Annotated in this window: 19 protein-coding genes; 10 read left to right on the top strand and 9 right to left on the bottom strand. The window is 62.8% G+C overall.

Annotated elements, in window-relative coordinates; all coding sequences use genetic code 11:
- Nucleotides 1-4 precede the first annotated feature (4 nt).
- Together IEX85_RS04600 and IEX85_RS04595 are read left to right on the top strand one after the other, a co-directional pair.
- Nucleotides 5-1951, top strand: coding sequence for a putative bifunctional diguanylate cyclase/phosphodiesterase (locus IEX85_RS04600; protein ID WP_188858815.1), 1947 nt, complete (start codon nucleotides 5-7; stop codon nucleotides 1949-1951).
- A 31-nt stretch (nucleotides 1952-1982) separates the two neighbouring features.
- Complete coding sequence (locus IEX85_RS04595) at nucleotides 1983-2696, top strand: SDR family NAD(P)-dependent oxidoreductase (protein WP_188858813.1); 714 nt, start codon at nucleotides 1983-1985, stop codon at nucleotides 2694-2696.
- Here IEX85_RS04595 and IEX85_RS04590 read toward each other — a convergent pair.
- The 4 genes from IEX85_RS04590 to IEX85_RS04575 all read right to left on the bottom strand — a co-directional run bounded on the left by IEX85_RS04590 (nucleotide 2607) and on the right by IEX85_RS04575 (nucleotide 6836).
- The gene (locus IEX85_RS04590) at nucleotides 2607-3098 is read right to left on the bottom strand and encodes a 2-amino-4-hydroxy-6-hydroxymethyldihydropteridine diphosphokinase (protein WP_188858811.1); all 492 of its coding nucleotides are present in this window, start codon (nucleotides 3096-3098) and stop codon (nucleotides 2607-2609) included. The two genes, IEX85_RS04595 and IEX85_RS04590, sit on opposite strands and share 90 nt — an antisense overlap.
- Nucleotides 3099-3309: 211 nt before the next feature.
- Nucleotides 3310-4515: an MFS transporter gene (locus IEX85_RS04585; protein ID WP_188858809.1), complete on the bottom strand. Its 1206-nt coding sequence runs from the start codon at nucleotides 4513-4515 to the stop codon at nucleotides 3310-3312.
- 92 nt (nucleotides 4516-4607) lie between these two features.
- On the bottom strand, nucleotides 4608-5774 hold the full coding sequence (locus tag IEX85_RS04580) for a PilT/PilU family type 4a pilus ATPase (protein WP_188858807.1): 1167 nt from the start codon (nucleotides 5772-5774) through the stop codon (nucleotides 4608-4610).
- A 27-nt stretch (nucleotides 5775-5801) separates the two neighbouring features.
- Nucleotides 5802-6836: a type IV pilus twitching motility protein PilT gene (locus IEX85_RS04575; protein WP_188858805.1), complete on the bottom strand. Its 1035-nt coding sequence runs from the start codon at nucleotides 6834-6836 to the stop codon at nucleotides 5802-5804.
- 94 nt (nucleotides 6837-6930) lie between these two features.
- Between IEX85_RS04575 and IEX85_RS04570 the strand changes: the two genes are divergently transcribed.
- The 8 genes from IEX85_RS04570 (at nucleotide 6931) to hemW (ending at nucleotide 13436) form a co-directional block, all read left to right on the top strand.
- Complete coding sequence (locus tag IEX85_RS04570; RefSeq protein ID WP_188858803.1) at nucleotides 6931-7647, top strand: YggS family pyridoxal phosphate-dependent enzyme; 717 nt, start codon at nucleotides 6931-6933, stop codon at nucleotides 7645-7647.
- A gap of 95 nt (nucleotides 7648-7742) precedes the next feature.
- The gene (gene proC, locus IEX85_RS04565; protein ID WP_188858801.1) at nucleotides 7743-8567 is read left to right on the top strand and encodes a pyrroline-5-carboxylate reductase; all 825 of its coding nucleotides are present in this window, start codon (nucleotides 7743-7745) and stop codon (nucleotides 8565-8567) included.
- A 106-nt stretch (nucleotides 8568-8673) separates the two neighbouring features.
- On the top strand, nucleotides 8674-9216 hold the full coding sequence (locus tag IEX85_RS04560) for a YggT family protein (RefSeq protein ID WP_188858799.1): 543 nt from the start codon (nucleotides 8674-8676) through the stop codon (nucleotides 9214-9216).
- A gap of 61 nt (nucleotides 9217-9277) precedes the next feature.
- A complete protein-coding gene (gene metX, locus IEX85_RS04555; RefSeq protein WP_188858797.1) occupies nucleotides 9278-10444 on the top strand; it encodes a homoserine O-succinyltransferase MetX in 1167 nt (388 codons plus the stop codon).
- Nucleotides 10434-11024 carry a methionine biosynthesis protein MetW gene (gene metW / locus IEX85_RS04550; RefSeq protein ID WP_188858795.1) on the top strand — a complete coding sequence of 197 codons (591 nt, stop codon included), beginning with the start codon at nucleotides 10434-10436 and terminating at the stop codon, nucleotides 11022-11024. Before metX ends, metW begins: the two co-directional genes overlap by 11 nt.
- Before the next feature lie 81 nt (nucleotides 11025-11105).
- Nucleotides 11106-11570: a DUF4426 domain-containing protein gene (locus tag IEX85_RS04545; RefSeq protein ID WP_188858793.1), complete on the top strand. Its 465-nt coding sequence runs from the start codon at nucleotides 11106-11108 to the stop codon at nucleotides 11568-11570.
- Nucleotides 11567-12205 carry an RdgB/HAM1 family non-canonical purine NTP pyrophosphatase gene (gene rdgB, locus IEX85_RS04540; protein WP_188858791.1) on the top strand — a complete coding sequence of 213 codons (639 nt, stop codon included), beginning with the start codon at nucleotides 11567-11569 and terminating at the stop codon, nucleotides 12203-12205. Before IEX85_RS04545 ends, rdgB begins: the two co-directional genes overlap by 4 nt.
- Nucleotides 12206-12302: 97 nt before the next feature.
- On the top strand, nucleotides 12303-13436 hold the full coding sequence (gene hemW / locus IEX85_RS04535) for a radical SAM family heme chaperone HemW (RefSeq protein WP_188858789.1): 1134 nt from the start codon (nucleotides 12303-12305) through the stop codon (nucleotides 13434-13436).
- A gap of 161 nt (nucleotides 13437-13597) precedes the next feature.
- Here the strand turns inward: hemW and IEX85_RS04530 are convergent, their stop codons facing one another.
- Genes IEX85_RS04530 through lysA form a run of 5 tightly spaced genes read right to left on the bottom strand, consistent with a single transcriptional unit; the run spans nucleotide 13598 to nucleotide 17994 of the window.
- Nucleotides 13598-14323, bottom strand: a complete 726-nt coding sequence (locus IEX85_RS04530) for an HAD family hydrolase (protein WP_188858786.1) — start codon at nucleotides 14321-14323, stop codon at nucleotides 13598-13600.
- On the bottom strand, nucleotides 14316-15212 hold the full coding sequence (xerC, locus tag IEX85_RS04525) for a tyrosine recombinase XerC (RefSeq protein WP_188858784.1): 897 nt from the start codon (nucleotides 15210-15212) through the stop codon (nucleotides 14316-14318). Before xerC ends, IEX85_RS04530 begins: the two co-directional genes overlap by 8 nt.
- Nucleotides 15209-15898, bottom strand: a complete 690-nt coding sequence (locus IEX85_RS04520; RefSeq protein ID WP_188858782.1) for a DUF484 family protein — start codon at nucleotides 15896-15898, stop codon at nucleotides 15209-15211. Before IEX85_RS04520 ends, xerC begins: the two co-directional genes overlap by 4 nt.
- On the bottom strand, nucleotides 15895-16725 hold the full coding sequence (gene dapF, locus IEX85_RS04515; RefSeq protein WP_188858780.1) for a diaminopimelate epimerase: 831 nt from the start codon (nucleotides 16723-16725) through the stop codon (nucleotides 15895-15897). Before dapF ends, IEX85_RS04520 begins: the two co-directional genes overlap by 4 nt.
- 9 nt (nucleotides 16726-16734) lie before the next feature.
- Nucleotides 16735-17994 carry a diaminopimelate decarboxylase gene (gene lysA / locus IEX85_RS04510; RefSeq protein WP_188858779.1) on the bottom strand — a complete coding sequence of 420 codons (1260 nt, stop codon included), beginning with the start codon at nucleotides 17992-17994 and terminating at the stop codon, nucleotides 16735-16737.
- Nucleotides 17995-18008 lie beyond the last annotated feature (14 nt).

Here is an 18008-nt window from a genome sequence, read left to right as displayed (position 1 = left end):
ACAAATGCAGGCGACCAGAAGCACGAAGTACTGGCTAATCCTGATCAGCGTCTCCCTGCTGCTGGTGTTTTCGGTGGTCATATACATCCAGTACCATCAGAGCCGGCTGCTTAACAGCACGATCCAGTACAACGAAAGCAACGTCAGCTGGAACGTGTTCCAGGTCGAGGCGGAAGCCCTGCGACTGGGCAATCACCTTTACGATACGCTGAATGCCGGAACGCCACCGGACCCCGAGCAACTGCAGCTGCGCTACGACATCTTCTACAGCCGCGTCGAGGTGCTGAAAAACAATCCGACGGCGCCGCTGCTGCTCGACGAGAAGAACTATCGTGCGATGCTGGATAGCCTGTATCGCTTTCTCGACCACATCGGCCCCTATTTCGAGTCCGGTGACGGGCTCGATGCCGACACGCTACGATCGATCCTGGGACAACTGCGGCCTATTCAGCGACAGCTGCACGACCTGTCCCTCGACTCGGTGCAGCGCTCCGGCAGACACGCCGAACTGCGGGCCGCCGAAGTCGAGCGACAGATTCGCATCAGCACCGGTCTGATTGTTTTCCAGCTGCTGCTGACATTGCTGTTCTTCAGCATCGTCATTCGCCAGATCCGCCAGTTGCAGACGAGCCGCTCGCAGTTCAGCAACCTCGCCAATTTCGACCCCCTGACCGGCCTGCCCAACCGGCGCCTGTTCCGTGACCGTCTCGAGCAGGAAATCAGGAAGGCCCAGCGGGCCGACGGGCGGCTGGCACTGCTGTTCCTCGACCTCGACCACTTCAAGGATATCAACGACACCCAGGGTCACGATGTCGGTGACATCCTGCTGAAGGACGCGGCACAACGGCTGATCCGCTGCGTGCGCTCGTCCGACACCGTGGCGCGCCTCGGCGGCGACGAATTCACCATCATTCTCGGCGGCCTCGACCGCACCGATACCGCAGCGAGGATCAGCCAGCAGATCCTGGACAGCTTCGGCGAACCTTTCCAGCTCGCCGGCCGCAAGGACTATATCTCCGCCAGTATCGGGATCACCTTCTATCCGGACGATGCGCTCGACGTCAACGCCCTGCTCAAGAACGCCGACCAGGCGATGTACGTCGCCAAGGCTCAGGGCCGCAACCGCTTCCATTATTTCACGGCCTCCATGCAGGAAGCGGCGCAGGCCCGGGTCGAACTGATCAACGACCTGCGCAACGCCCTCTGCCGCAACCAGTTCCATCTGCTGTACCAGCCCATCGTCGACTGCGCCAGCGGTGCCGTGATCAAGGCCGAAGCCCTGATACGCTGGCACCATCCGGAGCGAGGCCTGATCAGCCCGGTCGATTTTATTCCTCTGGCGGAGGAGACCGGCCTGATCATCGATATCGGCAACTGGCTGTTCCGCGAAGCGGCGAAGCAGGCCCGGGCCTGGCGTCAGAGTCATCACCCGGATTTCCAGATCAGCATCAACACCTCGCCGGTACAGCTGCAGCCCGAGGGGATCGATGTCCAGGCCTGGGGCGAGCTGCTGAATTCGCTGGACCTTCCGGGTAATTCGATTGCCATCGAAATCACCGAGGGCTTGCTGATGGACAACGGTTTCGCCACTCGGCTGATGGAAATCCAGGAACTGGGCATAGAGGTTTCGCTGGACGACTTCGGCACCGGCTACTCGTCGATGTCTTACCTGAAAAAGTTCGATATCGACTACCTCAAGATCGACAAGTCCTTCGTGCGTAATCTCAAGGCCGGCAGCAGCGACCTGGCGCTTTGCGAGGCAATGATCGTGATGGCGCACAAGCTGGACCTGAAGGTGATCGCCGAAGGCATCGAAACCCTCGAGCAGCAGTGGCTGCTGAACAGCACCGGCTGCGACTACGGCCAGGGTTACTTCTTCGCCCGGCCGATTCCGCCGGCCGAATTCGACCACTACCTCACTAAGCTGGACGGGCAGGCGCTGGTCACCTGACCCCGCCAGTCGGCGTCCCGGGACGACAACCATGCAGACAGTAATGATTACCGGGGCCAGCCGCCGGCTGGGCCTGTTCCTGACCCGCGCCTTTCTTCGCGACGGCTACGAGGTCATCGCACTGACCCGCAACGCCAGCGACGAACTCCGGACCGAAGCCTCGGACAGGCTGCATATCATCGAAGTGGAATACGGCGAACTGCCGTCCCTGGAGGCGGCTGTGACCCGCATCCGGTCACTGGGACACCCCCTGCGCCTGCTGGTGCACAACGCCTCGCTGTTCGAGAAGGACGAGCAGCACCCGGATGACCTCTGCGCCTTCTACGACGCGCTCTACCAGGTGCACATGCGCATGCCGGCCTTTCTCAACGAAAACCTTGGCGACCTGCTGAGCTCGGACAGCGACGCCGGCTGCATCGTCCATATCACCGATATCTACGCCGAGAACCCCAACCCCGCATTCGGACTCTATTGCAGCACCAAGGCGGGACTGGAAAACCTGGCCAAGACCTACGCCAAAAAACTCGCGCCAGGGGTGCGCGTGAATGCCATTGCGCCGGGCCCGCTGATGTTTCTGCCGAGCCACAAGGAAGAGGAAAAGGCCGCGGTTTTCAGTGAAACCCTGATCAAGATCGAATCGGGATTCGAGCCGATTCTAAAGGGGGTCCGTTTTATACTCGATAACGGCTTTGTCACCGGCAGCACCCTCAAAATAGACGGCGGCCGGTCGATCGGAAAACTTTGAACCGAAAATAGTGACTTCCGCCTTGCTGGAAGAGCGGGAAAGTACCTGCCGCAGGTAGGTTTCATTACAGCGGCGAAAGAACTCCGGGTGGCAGCTTTCGTCGCTGAAAACAAGATCGATATCGCAGGTTCTGTCCTTGCGACTGCGGTCCTTGTCCGAACGGTCCCGCCCGAGCGATTCCTCAATCCTGCAAAACTCGCGCTTGAGTTCGACCGGCTCCTGATCGCTTTTAATAATCATCAGCGTATTCAAAAAGATACGCTCGCTGTCGATCTGCTCAGGGGCGGTATAGGTGCAGGGGTACAGGTGGGCAATTTCGAAACGAGTCAGTAGCTGCTCGATGCATCTGGCGATATTGATCTCGGGATCGATATTCGAACCAATCGAAAGATAATGGTACATGGGGCCTCAGGTCACTGACGCTTCGCGGTTTATAATTATTCGGACCAGACCAGAAAAATCGGAATATTCAGAAACGGCAGCACCATTAATTCCGATTGAAAGCGGCTTCGGCAAGGATCCCCGGAAAGGGAGAAAGTCCGCCTTGAATGTCGGGTCTTTAAACGACATTCAAACACATGATTGAAACGGAATCCATACACGGAAAGCGCCTTCAGCGTTGCGTCTGGTGGTATATTGCCAGCACCGACAGCATGCCCAGAAACGCCACGCACACCAGCACGGGGCGAAAACCCAGGACATCCGCCGAGGCACCGAGCACAAAGGCTCCCAGCGCCGGCATCCCCAAGCTGACGACGGTCCAGATGCTCAACACACGTCCGCGATACTCGTCACCGATGCAAAGCTGTATCAACGCCTGACACCCGGTACCGATAACGGTCACCGCCAGACTCAGCAGCATGATCACCAGACCCAGACCTGTCAGATCGCGCACGGCGAGGACCGGCAGCAAAACCACCGAGCAGCCCAGCAGCGCCATCAATATCAGGCGCAGCACACGCTCTTCACGCCCCCGCACCCGCGATACCAGCACCCCGCCGAGTATCGAGCCAAGTCCGGCCACCGCGGTCAGTTTGGCAAGCGTCGCCGCATCGCCATCGATCAAGGCCCCGGAAATGGCCGGCAAAAGCTCCATGATGCTGCGACCGAGCAGACCATCGACCATCGTCAGCAGCAGCACCACCCTTATCAACGGGACCTGCATCGCCATCCGGCACCCCTGCAGCAGCGCCTGCCACACCGGCAACTGGGTGGCGGCGCGCTGCTGCGGCGCCAGCCGGATCCGGCGGATCAGCGGCAACCCTGCCAGAAACAGCGCGGCCACGACGAAAAAGGCCCCCGCGATACCCGCAACCAGGAGCAGCCAGGCCGCCAGCGCCGGTCCCAGCACCCGCGAGGCGTTGTAGGTGGTCGATGCCAGCCCGATGGCGCTGGGAAACAACTCCCGCGGCACCAGTTTCGGCAGCAGCACCAGGCGCAGCGGATGCTGCGCCGCCGAGAGCGTTCCCAGCAACAACGCCAGCAACAACAGCCAGTGCAGCGAAAAGTATCCGTAGCGCGTCGCCAGCGCCGTGGCGAGGGTCAGCAACGCTTCACTCAGGTGCACCAGCAGCATGCCGTTGCGGGCGTTTACCCGGTCCGCAAGCACGCCGAAAAACGGCGACAGAAACAGCGTCGGCACCAGCATCAGCGCGCTGGCCACACCGACCCAGAGCGCGGATTGGGTAAGATCCCAGGTGATCCAGCCAATCAGAAAGCGGGTCATCCAGGTAGCCAGGGTCAGAAAGGCGCTGGCGGCGAAGTAGCGGTTGAAGTCGGACGACGAAAAGGCGGTGGCTTTGTTGTTATTGTTATGCATTCGGGGAAACAGGCGGCCCTGTGAAAACCAGGATTACGGGAAGTAAAAACGGGGCCCCAGGGCCCCGTCCGGTACCGACTCCCGAGGCGAAATCACATGCTCTTGATGTCGATATCGCCACGCTCGTTGAGGTAATCGTCCTCCTCCTGCAGCAGGAAGGAGTTGTCCTCCGGAGGGGCCGCCAGATCCGGGTTGGTGTCGGCGCTGAGCTTGATCATCAGACGCAGGTCGTTGGCCGAGTCGGCATGGGCCAGCGCCACGTCGTAGGTAATGATGCCCTGCTTGTAGAGTTCGAACAGCGCCTGGTCGAAGGTCTGCATGCCAAGGTTGGTGGACTTCTTGATGACGTCCTTGATCTCGTGCACTTCGGCCTTGCGGATCAGGTCCTGGATCAGCGGGGTGTTGATCATCACCTCGATCGCGGCACGACGCCCCTTGCCGTCCTTGGTCGGCAGCAGCTGCTGCGCCACGATCGCCTTGAGGTTCAGCGACATGTCCATCCAGATCTGGTTGTGGTGCTCCGGCGGGAAGAAGCTGATGATGCGGTCCAGCGCCTGGTTGGCGTTGTTGGCGTGCAGCGTCGCCATGCAAAGGTGACCGGTCTCGGCGAACGCGAGGCCGTACTGCATGGTTTCCTTGGAGCGAATCTCGCCCATCAGGATGACATCGGGCGCCTGACGCAGGGTGTTCTTCAGCGCCACGTCGAAGGATTCGGTATCGAGGCCCACCTCGCGCTGGGTGATGATACTTTCCTTGTGATCGTGAATGTATTCGATCGGGTCCTCGATGGTGATGATATGACCGCGACTATGGGAATTGCGGTAATCGATCATCGACGCCAGCGAGGTCGACTTACCGGTCGAGGTGCCACCGACGAACAGGATCAGACCGCGCTTGGTCATCGACAGGTCTTTGAGCACCGGCGGCAGATTCAGCTCTTCCATCGACGGGATACGCGTGGCGATGCGACGCAGCACCATACCCGGAGAGTTGCGCTGCATGAACGCACTGACACGGAAACGCCCCATGCCCCGCGCGCTGATGGCGAAGTTGCACTCGCTGGTGCCCTCGAACTCGGCCAGCTGCTTGTCGTTCATGGTGCTGTAGACCAGCGAGCGCACCTGTGACGGTGTCAGCGGCTCCTTGGTCAGCGGTTTGATGGTGCCATCCACCTTGATACTCGGACGCGCGCCGGCGGTGACGAAAAGGTCCGATGCGTCGCGGTCGATAACCACCTTGAGTAGTTGTGTAAAGTCCACGGTCTAATTCCCCAAGCCTGATGCCCGTCAGAAGCTCTGCGGACTCTTTGCCTTTTCCCGCGCGGCTTCGCGCGAGATCAATCCCTTTTGCAGCAGTTCCAGCAGACTCTGGTCCAGTGTCTTCATGCCGAAGGCTGCACCGGTCTGTATCGCCGAATACATCTGCGCGACCTTGTCCTCTCGGATCAGGTTGCGGATGGCCGGCGTACCGACCATGATCTCATGGGCCGCCACCCGGCCGCCATTGGTTTTCTTGAGCAGGGTCTGGGAAATGACGCCCTGCAGGGATTCCGACAGCATCGAGCGCACCATGTCCTTTTCCGCCGCCGGGAAGACGTCGATGACACGGTCGATGGTCTTCGCCGCCGAGGTGGTGTGCAGGGTGCCGAACACCAGGTGACCGGTTTCGGCGGCCGTCAGCGCGAGGCGGATGGTCTCGAGGTCTCGCATCTCGCCGACCAGGATCACATCGGGGTCCTCGCGCAGCGCCGAACGCAGCGCGTTGGCAAAGCTGTGGGTGTCACGATGCACCTCACGCTGGTTGATCAGGCACTTCTTGCTTTCGTGCACGAATTCGATCGGATCCTCGATGGTGAGGATATGGTCGGTACGGTTGTCGTTGATGTAGTCGACCATCGCCGCCAGGGTCGTACTCTTACCGGAACCGGTCGGCCCGGTCACCAGCACCAGCCCGCGGGGCTTCTCGGCCATGTCCTGGAACACCTTGCCCATGCCGAGATCCTCCAGCGTCAGTACACGGCTGGGGATGGTGCGGAACACCGCGGCGGCGCCGCGGTTCTGGTTGAAGGCGTTGACACGAAAGCGCGCCAGGGACGGCACTTCGATCGAGAAGTCGACCTCGAGGTTGTCCTCGTACTCCTTGCGCACCTTGTCGTTCATGATGTCGTAGACAAGGGCCTGCACGGCCTTGTGGTCCAGCGCCGGCAGCTTGATGCGACGGACGTCGCCGTCGACACGGATCACTGGCGGCATCCCGGCCGTGAGATGCAGGTCGGACGCTCCCTGCTGCACCGTAAACGATAAGAGCTCGGTTATATCCATCTTCGTTCGCGACCCGCTACTACTTCCATTCGAGACCCTATTTCTAGCAGAATACCCCGGTCAATCCAATGACCGCCACCGCTAAAGCAGAGCAATGAACAGCATAGCAGACAATATTTGTGCAGTGCGCAAGCGGATCGCCGAGGTCGCGGCGGACTGCGGCCGCGGCGAGGATTCCGTACAGTTGCTGGCCGTCAGCAAGACCCGCAGCCCCGACGAACTGCGCGACGCCTATGCCGCAGGCCAGTGCGCCTTCGGCGAAAACTACCTGCAGGAAGCGCTGGATAAAATCGAGGCGCTGGCCGACCTCGATATCGAGTGGCATTTTATCGGCCCGATCCAGTCCAACAAGACACGTGCCATCGCCGGGCACTTCGACTGGGTGCACAGCGTAGACCGCGCCAAGGTGGCCCGTCGCCTGTCGGAACAGCGGCCCGGAGGGCTGGCGCCGCTGAATATCTGCCTGCAGGTGAACATCAGCGCGGAACCAAGCAAATCCGGCTGCCTGCCCGATGAGGTGGAGGCGCTGGCACGAGAGGTCGCGACGCTGCCCAACATCCGCCTGCGCGGCCTGATGGCGATTCCGGCCGCCAGTGAGGATCCCGAGGAGCAGCGGCGGCCACTGGCCGCCATGCGGGAGCTGCTGCGACAACTGCAGCAGGAACACCCTGGGCTGGATACCCTGTCGATGGGGATGTCCGCGGATATGGAAGCGGCCATATGCGAAGGCGCGACCCAGGTGCGCATCGGTACTGCCCTGTTCGGCCCCCGCGATTACGGCGCCAAAACACCCGTGGGAACAGCGACATGAACGGAGCCCATGGCCCGAAGGCGCCGCCAAAACCATAACGAGCGCATCGGCCCCGCCCTGTTCGGCCCGCGCTCGACGAAGCAAAAGGAATCCAGATGAGTACGAAACCAACCGTAGCCTTTATCGGTGCCGGCAACATGGCCCGCGCCATCATCGGCGGCCTGCTGGAAAACGGCTACCCGGCCGAGCGAATCTGGGCCACCGGCACCCGGGTCGAAAAGCTGGCCGACCTCGAGCCCCTTGGCCTGTGCACCGGCAGCGACAACGACGCTGCAGCCCGCGCCGCCGATATTCTGGTGTTGGCGGTCAAGCCCCAGATAATGAAAGCGGTTTGCGAAGCCATGACGGCGGCCGTCGTCGAAAGCCGGCCACTGGTGGTATCGGTCGCGGCCGGTATCGGCTGCGACAGCCTGGACCGCTGGCTCGGCGGCGACAACGCCATCGTACGCTGCATGCCCAACACCCCGTCACAGGTGCAGACCGGCGCCAGCGGCCTGTACGCCAACGCTCGTGTCAGCGCCGAACAGAAAGCCCGGGCCGAGAGCCTGATGAGCGGCGTGGGGCTGGCACTCTGGGTCGAGCACGAAGAGCTGCTGCACGCGGTAACGGCGGTCTCGGGTTCCGGTCCCGCCTACTATTTTCTGTTCATGGAAGCGATGATCGCCGCCGGCGAGAAGCTCGGCCTGAGCCGCGACGTCGCCAGCCAGTTGACACTGCAGACGGCCCTCGGCGCCGCCCGCATGGCCTCGGCCAGCGAGCTGAGCCCGTCGCAGTTGCGCAGCAACGTGACATCGCCCAAGGGCACCACCGAACAGGCCATACTGTCGTTCCAGGCGGCGGGGCTGGAGGCCGCCGTAGAGCAGGCGATGCAGGCCTGTGCCCGACGCTCCCGGGAGCTGGCGGAGCAGCTCAAGGGTTAGGGGGCCTGGTAAGGTTCACAGGTTCCCCAGAGTTCATTCACCCGGCGAAAGGCTCTATACTTTCCGCCAATCAACGGCTTAACCAACAGGAAGGCAACGAACAGCCATGGGACAGGACCCGATCCTACTGATCATCCGCACGGTCGGCGAGCTCTACGCCTTTATCGTCGTATTGCGCTTTTTGCTGCAGCTGGCAAAGGCGGACTACTACAACCCGATCTCCCAGGCTGTCGCACGCCTGACCAACCCTGTGCTGCGGCCGCTGCAGCAGATCGTTCCCCGCGCCGGCCGCATCGACACCTCACCGCTGCTGCTGGCCTATGTCGTCAAGCTGGCGACGCTGTTCGCGCTCATCACCGTGGCCGGGCACAGCATCGGGATCACCAGTCTGCTGATCTACGCACTGGTCGGGTTGCTCAACACCATCCTGACCATCTACTTCTGGGCCGTGATCGGCGCGGTGATCATCAGCTGGGTCGCGCCCAACAGCTACCACCCTGCGCCGCAGTTGCTGCTGCAACTGACCGAGCCGCTGTTCGCGCTGGCGCGCAAGGTGATTCCGCCGATCGGCGGACTCGATCTGTCACCGATCCTGATCTTCCTGGTCATCCAGATCGTGCAGTCTCAGCTCGGCCGCCTGGTGATGTAGTCACGGCCTCATCGTCTACGCTAAAGGCATAAACAGCGCCCAGCCCCCGGAAAATGAGCAAATGCCAACCCCCTTTCCCGACGATTCGGTCGGGCTCGTCGAACCCAGTCTCGTTCGCTTCGACCAGCCGCTGCAGCTCGCCTGCGGCCGCACGCTCGACGCCTTCGAGCTGGCCATTGAGACCTACGGCACGCTCAATGCAGACCACAGCAACGCCATCCTGATCTGCCACGCCCTTTCCGGCAATCACCATGTCGCCGGCTACCACAGCACCGAGGATCGCAAGCCCGGATGGTGGGACTCGGCGGTAGGTCCCGGCAAGCCGATCGACACCAACCGCTTCTTCGTCGTCGGACTCAACAACCTTGGCGGCTGCCATGGCTCCACCGGGCCCAACAGCCCGAACCCGGAGACCGGCAAGCCCTATGGTCCGGACTTTCCGATCGTCACGGTGCCCGACTGGGTCGAAAGCCAGGCGCGACTGGCCGACCATCTCGGCATCCGTCAGTGGGCCGCGGTGATCGGCGGCAGCCTCGGTGGAATGCAGGCGCTGCAGTGGGCGATCGACCATCCGGAGCGGCTGCGTCACTGTATGGTGATCGCCGCGGCACCGAAGCTCACCGCCCAGAACATTGCCTTCAACGAGGTCGCACGCCAGGCGATTTCCCGCGATCCGCAGTTCCACGCCGGCCACTACTACGAGCAGGAGACGATCCCCAAGACCGGCCTGATGCTGGCACGCATGGTGGGCCATATCACCTACCTGTCCGACGGCGGCATGCACGAGAAATTCGGCCGGGAGATGCGCAGCGACGCGCTGAACTTCGACTACAGCCCCCAGTTCGAGGTGGAGTCCTACCTGCAGTACCAGGGCGAGCGCTTTTCCACCGCCTTCGACGCCAACACCTACCTGCTGATGACCCGGGCTCTGGACTACTTCGACCCTGCCGCAGCCTTCGGCCACAGCCTGGCGGACGCTCTGGCCGGTACCCGTTGCGGCTTCATGGTGATTTCCTTCACCACCGACTGGCGCTTTTCCCCGGCACGCTCGCGGGAAATCGTCGATGCGCTGGTCGACGCCGGCAAGCCGGTCAGCTACGCCGAAATCGACTCCCAGCAGGGACACGACGCCTTCCTGATTCCCAGCCCGCGATACATGGAGGTTCTGCACGCCTACATGCGCAGGGTGGCCGCCGATATTCCACCGGAGAGCCCGGATGCGCGCTGATCTCGACATTATCCAGGCCTGGATCGAGCCCGGCAGCCGCGTTCTCGACCTCGGTTGCGGCGAAGGCGAGCTGCTGAGCTACCTGAGCCGCCACAAGCAGGTGGAGGGCTATGGTCTGGAATACAACCACGACAATATCACCGCCTGCATCATGGCCGGCGTCAACGTCATCGAAAAAGACATCGACGAAGGCCTGGCGTCGATTCGGGACAACAGTTTCGACGTCGTCGTCATGACCCAGGCGCTGCAGGTGATGCACCGTCCGGACATCATCGTCGACGAAATGCTGCGTATCGGCCGCGAATGCATCGTCACTTTTCCCAACTTCGGCCACTGGCGCGCACGCGGCTACCTGGGCTTTCGCGGCCAGATGCCGGTGTCCAAATTCCTGCCCTATACTTGGTACAACACGCCGAACATCCACTTCTGCACGTTCAAGGATTTTGAGCGCCTGTGCATCGAGCGCAACATTCATATCCGCGAGCGCACGGTGGTGGATCATCTGCATCGGGACCGCTGGTGGCTGCGACTGTGGCCCAACATGCTGGGCGAAATCGCCATCTACCGGATTACCCGGTGAGTGGCAGGGCGCCGCCGAGCGAAGCGATTCGCACCGCGCCGCTGGCGAGTTGGCCGAAAATTGGCTGAGGAAGGAGAAACCATGAGAGCAATCAATCAATCCCGTCTGACTGTTGCAGCCGGTTGCCTGACCGGCTGGCTGCTGACCGTTGCGCCGGTGGCGAGCGCCGACCAGTTCGTCGCCTACGGCGACTACGAGGTACACTACAACGCTTTCAACAGCACCTTCATCGAGCCGGACGTCGCCGAAAGCTACGGTCTCACCCGCAGCAAGAACCTCGCGCTGATCAACGTCTCGGTGCTGCAGAAGCAGGCCGACGGCAGCAAGCAGGCGGTAACCGCCAACGTGACGGGCAGCGCCAGCAACCTGATCGGCCAGAGCGAGGACCTGAGCTTCAAGGAAATCCGCGAGGCCGACGCCCTTTACTACATCGGTGGTCTGCGCTTCTCCGGCGAGCAGCTGATGCGCATCTCGCTCGAAGTACAGCCGGACCCGAACCAGTCCGCCTACAGCATTCAGTTCGAACAGACCTTCTATCCCGAATGAGCAGTCAATCCGTACAGCGTATCGTGCTGGCCAGCGGCAACGCCGGCAAGCTCCGTGAATTCCAGCAGGTCCTCGCCCCCCTGGAGGTCGAGGTCATCCCCCAGTCCGAACTCGGCGTCACCGACGCCGAGGAAACGGGCCTGAGTTTCATCGAGAATGCCATTCTCAAGGCCCGCCACGCCTGTCGCTGCACCGGTCTGCCGGCGCTGGCCGACGACTCGGGCCTGGAGGTCGACGCCCTCGACGGCGCGCCCGGCATCTATTCGGCGCGATTCGCCGGCCCGGGCGCCAGCGATACCGAGAATTGCCAGCGCCTGCTGCACCAGCTTGCCGAGATACCACAGCAGGCACGCAGTGCACGTTTTCGCTGCGTGCTGGTATTCATGCGTCATGCCGAGGACCCGACGCCGCTGATCAGCATTGGCAGCTGGGAGGGCCAGATACTGCATGCGCCGCGCGGCGAAGGCGGCTTCGGCTATGATCCGCTGTTCCTGGTACCGGAACTCGGGCGTTGCGCCGCAGAACTGGCACCGGAGGAAAAGAACCGCATCAGCCATCGCGGTCAGGCCGTCGCGCAGCTGGTGAAAAACATCGAGCCTTACCTGAAACCCTGCAGGGTGGATCAAGGCGCATAGCGCCGCATCCACCGGCGTTCAATTAGCGCCCGTTCGCCCACAGAGTGGGCTCCTACGCCACTCACCACCTCCCATTAACCCCACGCACGACGATCCCATGCAACTGCCCCCGCTATCCCTCTATATCCATATTCCCTGGTGCGTGCGCAAGTGCCCCTACTGCGATTTCAACTCGCACGCCGCGCGCGGGGACCTGCCCGAGGAGCAGTACGTCGAGGCCCTGATGGCCGACCTGGAGTCGGAGCTTGCGGATGTGCAGGGCCGGGAGATCGAAACGGTCTTTATCGGCGGCGGCACACCGAGCCTCTTTTCAGCCGGTGCCCTGGCGCGGATACTGGCGGGTGTTGCGCAGCGGACACCGCTGGCTGCGAACGCCGAAATCACCATGGAGGCCAATCCCGGCACCTTCGAACAGGCGCGCTTCGCCGGCTTTCGTGAGGCCGGGGTCAACCGCCTGTCACTGGGCATTCAGAGCTTCAGCGATGCCCAGCTCAGCGCCCTGGGCCGTATCCATAGTGCAGACGAGGCCTACACCGCGGTCGCCAGCGCCCGCGCCATCGGCTTCGACAATATCAACCTCGACCTGATGCACGGCCTGCCGCAGCAGACCCTGACCGGCGCCCTGCATGATCTCGAGACCGCGATCTCGCTACAGCCCGAACACCTCTCCTGGTACCAGCTGACCATCGAGCCCAACACCGAATTCAATGCCCGCCCGCCGGCCCTGCCGGTCGACGAGCTGCTGTGGGAAATTCAGGAACAGGGTCAGCAGCGCCTGGCGCTGCACGGTTTCCGGCAATACGAAATCTCGGCCTATGCCCGTGATGGCCGCGAGGCGGCGCACAATCTCAACTACTGGCGTTTCGGCGATTATATCGGCATCGGCGCCGGCGCCCACGGCAAGCTGACCCGCCCGGAGGAAAAACGCATCGTGCGACGCTGGAAACAGCGTCAGCCCGCCGCCTACATGGATCCTGCGCGGCGACTCGGCGGCGAAAACCCGATTGCCGCGGACGAGCTGGCGTTCGAATTCATGCTCAACGCGCTGCGACTGGTGGACGGCGTTCCCGTCGGCCTGCTCGGCGAGAGAACGGGGCTCGACCTGCAGCAGATAGGACCGCAGCTTGAAAAGGCCGTCCGTCAGGGCCTGCTCGAGGAGAACCCCGACCAGATCCGGCCAACGTCCCAGGGCCGGTTGTTCCTCAACAACCTGCTGGAGCTGTTTCTGTGACGGGTGACGGGTGACGGGTGACGGGTGACGGGAAACATCGTAGGGTGCCGGTGAACGGAGTGAACCGCACCGTTCCCGCAATTACCTGGTGCGGTTCGCAGGCTCACCGGCACCCTAGGCGTTAGGCGTGTGGTGTGACCCCATGCCCAACGCCTTACCCATCAAAGCGTTACGCGCGATGCGGCGATCTCGGCGATTTCCGTCAGCGCCCGGGGGATTTCGCTCAAATCGTGCACCACCTGGTCCGGGGTCGGGCCGCCGGGCCAGAGCTCGCCTTTGAGGTTGACCCAGATGGTCCAGTAGCCGGCATTGTGCGCGCCCTCGATATCGGCGACGGGGTTGTCGCCGATATGCACCACCTGCTCGGGCCGCAGACCGGTCTTTTCCAGGGCCTGCTCGAACATCAGCGGATGGGGTTTCTCGGTGCCGGTACCGTCGGCGTTGAACTGGAAATCGAAGTAGTCGCCGAGCCCGACGCGCTGGACGTCGGCATTGCCGTTGCTCAGCGCGCCTATCAGCAGCCCGCGCTCGCGCAGGATCTGCAGCATGGTGACGGCATGCTCGAAAAACTCCACCTGATTGCGACCGTCGAGGAATACCTCGAATGCCTGCAGCGCCAGGGCTTCCGCCTGCGCCGCCGGGTAGCCGGCGGTGAGCAGACCATGCTCCAGCAGCCGCAGGCGGATCTGGGTGACGCTGTGGCCGATTTCCGGGTGCCTTTCAAGCACCTCCCGCCGCAGACGCGGCAAATCCGCAAGGCTGAACTGGCGGGTGAACAACTCGGCATTGCGCGCCAGCCAGTCGAACAATGACCGGTTCGCCGCTTCGATCACCGGGTCTACCGCCCAGAGGGTGTCGTCGAGGTCGAAGGTTACACACTTAATCATTTTTCTTGCGCGCTCTCGGATGGGCCCTGTCATAGACATCGGCCAGATGCTGAAAATCCAGGTGGGTATACACCTGGGTGGTGGCGATATCGGCATGCCCCAGCAGCTCCTGCACCGCCTTGAGGTCGCCGCTCGACTCCAGCAGATGGCTGGCGAAGCTGTGCCGCAGGCGGTGCGGGTGCACCTGACCATCGGTGGCCTGGTGCAGCCCCCAGTGCGCCAGCCGCTGCTGCACCGCGCGGCTGCTGATGCGACCGCCACGGCTGCTGACGAACAACGCCGCCTCTCCACCATGCGCCAGCCCCGGCCGCCACTGCAGCCAGACATCCAGCGCCTGCAGCGCCTTGCCACCGACTGGCAGCATGCGCGTTTTACGCCCTTTGCCGGTCACCACCAGGCTGGCGTCACGGAAGTCGATATCGCCGAGGTCGAGACTGACGAGCTCCGCCAGCCGCAGCCCCGATGAATAGATTAGCTCCATCATGGCGCAGTCGCGCGCCGAGACGGCATCCTCGACCGGGATTTCCAGCAACTGGCCGAGCTGGTCGGCGTCGAGGGTCGGGGGCAGGCGGCGGGGACTTTTCGGCGCGCGCACCCCTAGCGCCGGATTCCGGGACGCCAGGCCTTCGCGGCTGAGATAGCGGTAGAAGGTACGTATCGCCGAGAGCTGACGCTGAATGGACTTGCCGGACAGGCCGTCACGATGCACTTCGGCCACGAAGGCGCGGATGTCACGCGGCTGCACGACATCCCAGCCGTCGAGGTGATTGGCCAGCATATAGCGTTGCAGGCGCTGCAGATCGCGCCGGTAATTGGCCAGGGTGTGATCCGAGCACTGGCGTTCGCTGCGCAGGTTGCGCAGAAAAGCGTCCAGCGCCGCGTCGGTCATCGATCCCGGCTCAGAATGCGGTACAGCACCCGGCTCAGCACTTCACCGACATAGCTCAGAAACAGAGTGCCCTGGCTGCTCTGGAAATAATGCGGGTCGTAGCTGCCGATCGCCAGCAGCCCCAGGGTTTCACCCTGAATCAGCGGCACCACCGCGCCGGACTGCACCCGGAACGCCTTTTCCTGGAACAGGCAGGCGTGCTGACTCTCCGGCAGTCGGCCGCAGCTCGGGAGGCTGGTTTCCAGCAGCGGACCGAGCACCTGCAGCTCCTCGCTGGCAAACTGGCGCAGGTTCGCGGTAGCGTCCGCCACAGGGTCGATCAGCAAAAGCGCCGTGGTATCGCCGTGGAAGTCGCCGCACAGGCTCTCGTCGATCGCCACCGCGACATCGTCGAGGGTCTCGCAACCGAGCAGCGCCAGTACCATGCGCTTGGTCTTCTCGAACTGGATATCGTTGTGGCGCGCGACTTCGATCAGATCCGACAGATGGGTGCGCAGCTGCTGGTTTTTCTCCCGCAGCACGCCGGTCTGGCGAGCGACCAGCGACACCGCTGCGCCGGTTTCGTGGGGAACATAGAGTTTTTCCAGCAGATAGGCGTGACCGGAAAAGAAGTCCGGGTTCTCGGCGAGATAGTCCGCCACCTGCCGTTCGTCCAGTGCCGCCAGCGGCGTCGCTTGTTCGCTCATAGGAAGATTTGCCCCTCGTAAACGGTCGTTGCCGGACCTGTCATGACGACAGGCTCAGCGTTCCCGGCCCAGCGGATCAACAGCTCCCCTCCGGGCAGATGCACCCGCACCTCCTCGTCCAGCAGGCCGCGCAGGCGCCCCGAAACCACCGCGGCGCAGGCACCGGTGCCGCAGGCCCGGGTTTCGCCGGCGCCGCGCTCGAACACCCGCAGACGAATCTCGCTGCGCGAGACGATCTGCATGAAGCCGATATTGGCCCGGGCCGGGAAGCGCGGGTGACTTTCGAGTGCAGGCCCCAGCACTTCGACCGGCGCCTCGGCGACATCGTCGACCAGCAGCACGCCGTGGGGGTTACCCATCGATACCGCGCCGATTTCCAGCCGCTCGCCGTTCACCTCGATATCGTAGGTGATGGCGCGCTCGGCCGCTTCGAACGGAATCTCGGCGGGCTCCAGCTCCGGCGCCCCCATATCGACTTCGATCAGGCGATCCTCGCGAACCTTCAGCAGCGCCTTGCCCTTGGCGGTTTCCACCGCGATCTCGGGCTTGATCGTCAGCCGCTTGTCACGCACGAATTTGGCGAAACAGCGCGCACCGTTGCCGCAGTGCTCGACTTCGGAGCCATCGGCGTTGTAGATACGGTAGCGGAAGTCCATCGCCGGGTCGGTCGGCGGCTCGACGAGCAGCAGCTGGTCGAAGCCGATACCGATGTGGCGGTCGGCCAGGCGACGCACGATTCCCGGCGTGATCTTGGCGCGCTGCGTCACCAGGTCGACCACCATGAAATCGTTGCCCAGGCCATGCATCTTGGTAAAGCGTACCAGCATCTTCGTTCCTCAGTGCGGGTCCCTTGGCAGCAGCTGCTCGCCGTGGAGCAGGTCGCCGATGCTCTCACGCTTGCGCACCAGATAGACCTGATTGTCCTGCACCATCACCTCGGCCGGACGCGGCCGGGTATTGTAGTTGGAGCTCATCACAAAACCGTAGGCGCCGGCGGAGCAGACCGCCAGCAGATCGCCGGGCTCGAGGCTGAGCTCACGGTCCTTGCCGAGAAAATCGCCGGTTTCGCAGACCGGGCCGACCAGGTCGTAAAGCCGGCTAGCGGCGTCTTCGCGCAGATTGACCGGGATGATCTCCTGGTAGGCACTGTACAGAGACGGCCGGATCAGGTCGTTCATGGCACCGTCGACGATGGCAAAATGCTTGTCGCCGTTGCTCTTGAGGAACTCGACGCGGGTCAGCATCACGCCGGCGTTGGCGGCGATCGAGCGCCCCGGTTCGAAGATCAGGCTCAGCTTGCGCTCGCCGAGCTTTTGCAGCACCGCCTCGATGTACGCCTGGGGCGAAGGCGGCTGCTCGTCGGTGTAGCAGACGCCCAGGCCGCCGCCTAGATCGAGGTGGCGAATACGAATACCGTCCGCCTCGAGTTCGTCCACCAGCACCAGCAGGCGATCGAGGGCATCGAGGAAGGGGCGGATCTCGGTCAGTTGACTGCCGATATGGCAGTCCATGCCGACCACCTCGACGTTCGACATCGCGGCCGCCTGGCGGTAAACCTCGCCGGCGCGCTCGATGGCGATGCCGAACTTGTTTTCCTTGAGGCCGGTGGAAATATAAGGGTGGGTACCGGCATCGACATCCGGGTTGACGCGGAAAGACACCGGTGCCACCGCACCGACCTCCGCCGCCACCGTGTTGACGCGCTCCAGTTCCGCCTCGGACTCGATATTGAAACAGTGAATACCCACTTCCAGCGCACGCATGATTTCCTGCGGCTGCTTGCCGACGCCGGAAAAGACCACCTTGGACGGATCGCCGCCGGCCTTGAGCACACGCTCAAGTTCACCCAGGGAGACGATATCGAACCCGGCTCCCAGACGCGCCAGCACGTTCAGTACGGCGATGTTGCTGTTGGCCTTTACCGCGTAGCAGACCAGCGCGTCGCGTCCTTCCAGCGCCTGGGCATAGCTCATGTATGCGCGCTCGAGTGCGTCGCGGGAATAAACGTAAAGCGGCGTGCCATACTCGTTGGCGACTCTTTCGAGGCTCATCTCCTCGCAGTGCAGGCGCCCGTTGCGGTATTCGAAACTGTCCATCGATAATCCCGTGA

This window comes from Marinobacterium nitratireducens, from assembly GCF_014645375.1.
GTDB lineage: Bacteria > Pseudomonadota > Gammaproteobacteria > Pseudomonadales > Balneatricaceae > Marinobacterium_A > Marinobacterium_A nitratireducens.
The sequence above is the reverse complement of the archived record's forward strand: the minus strand, read 5'-3'. Positions and strand labels throughout refer to the sequence as shown.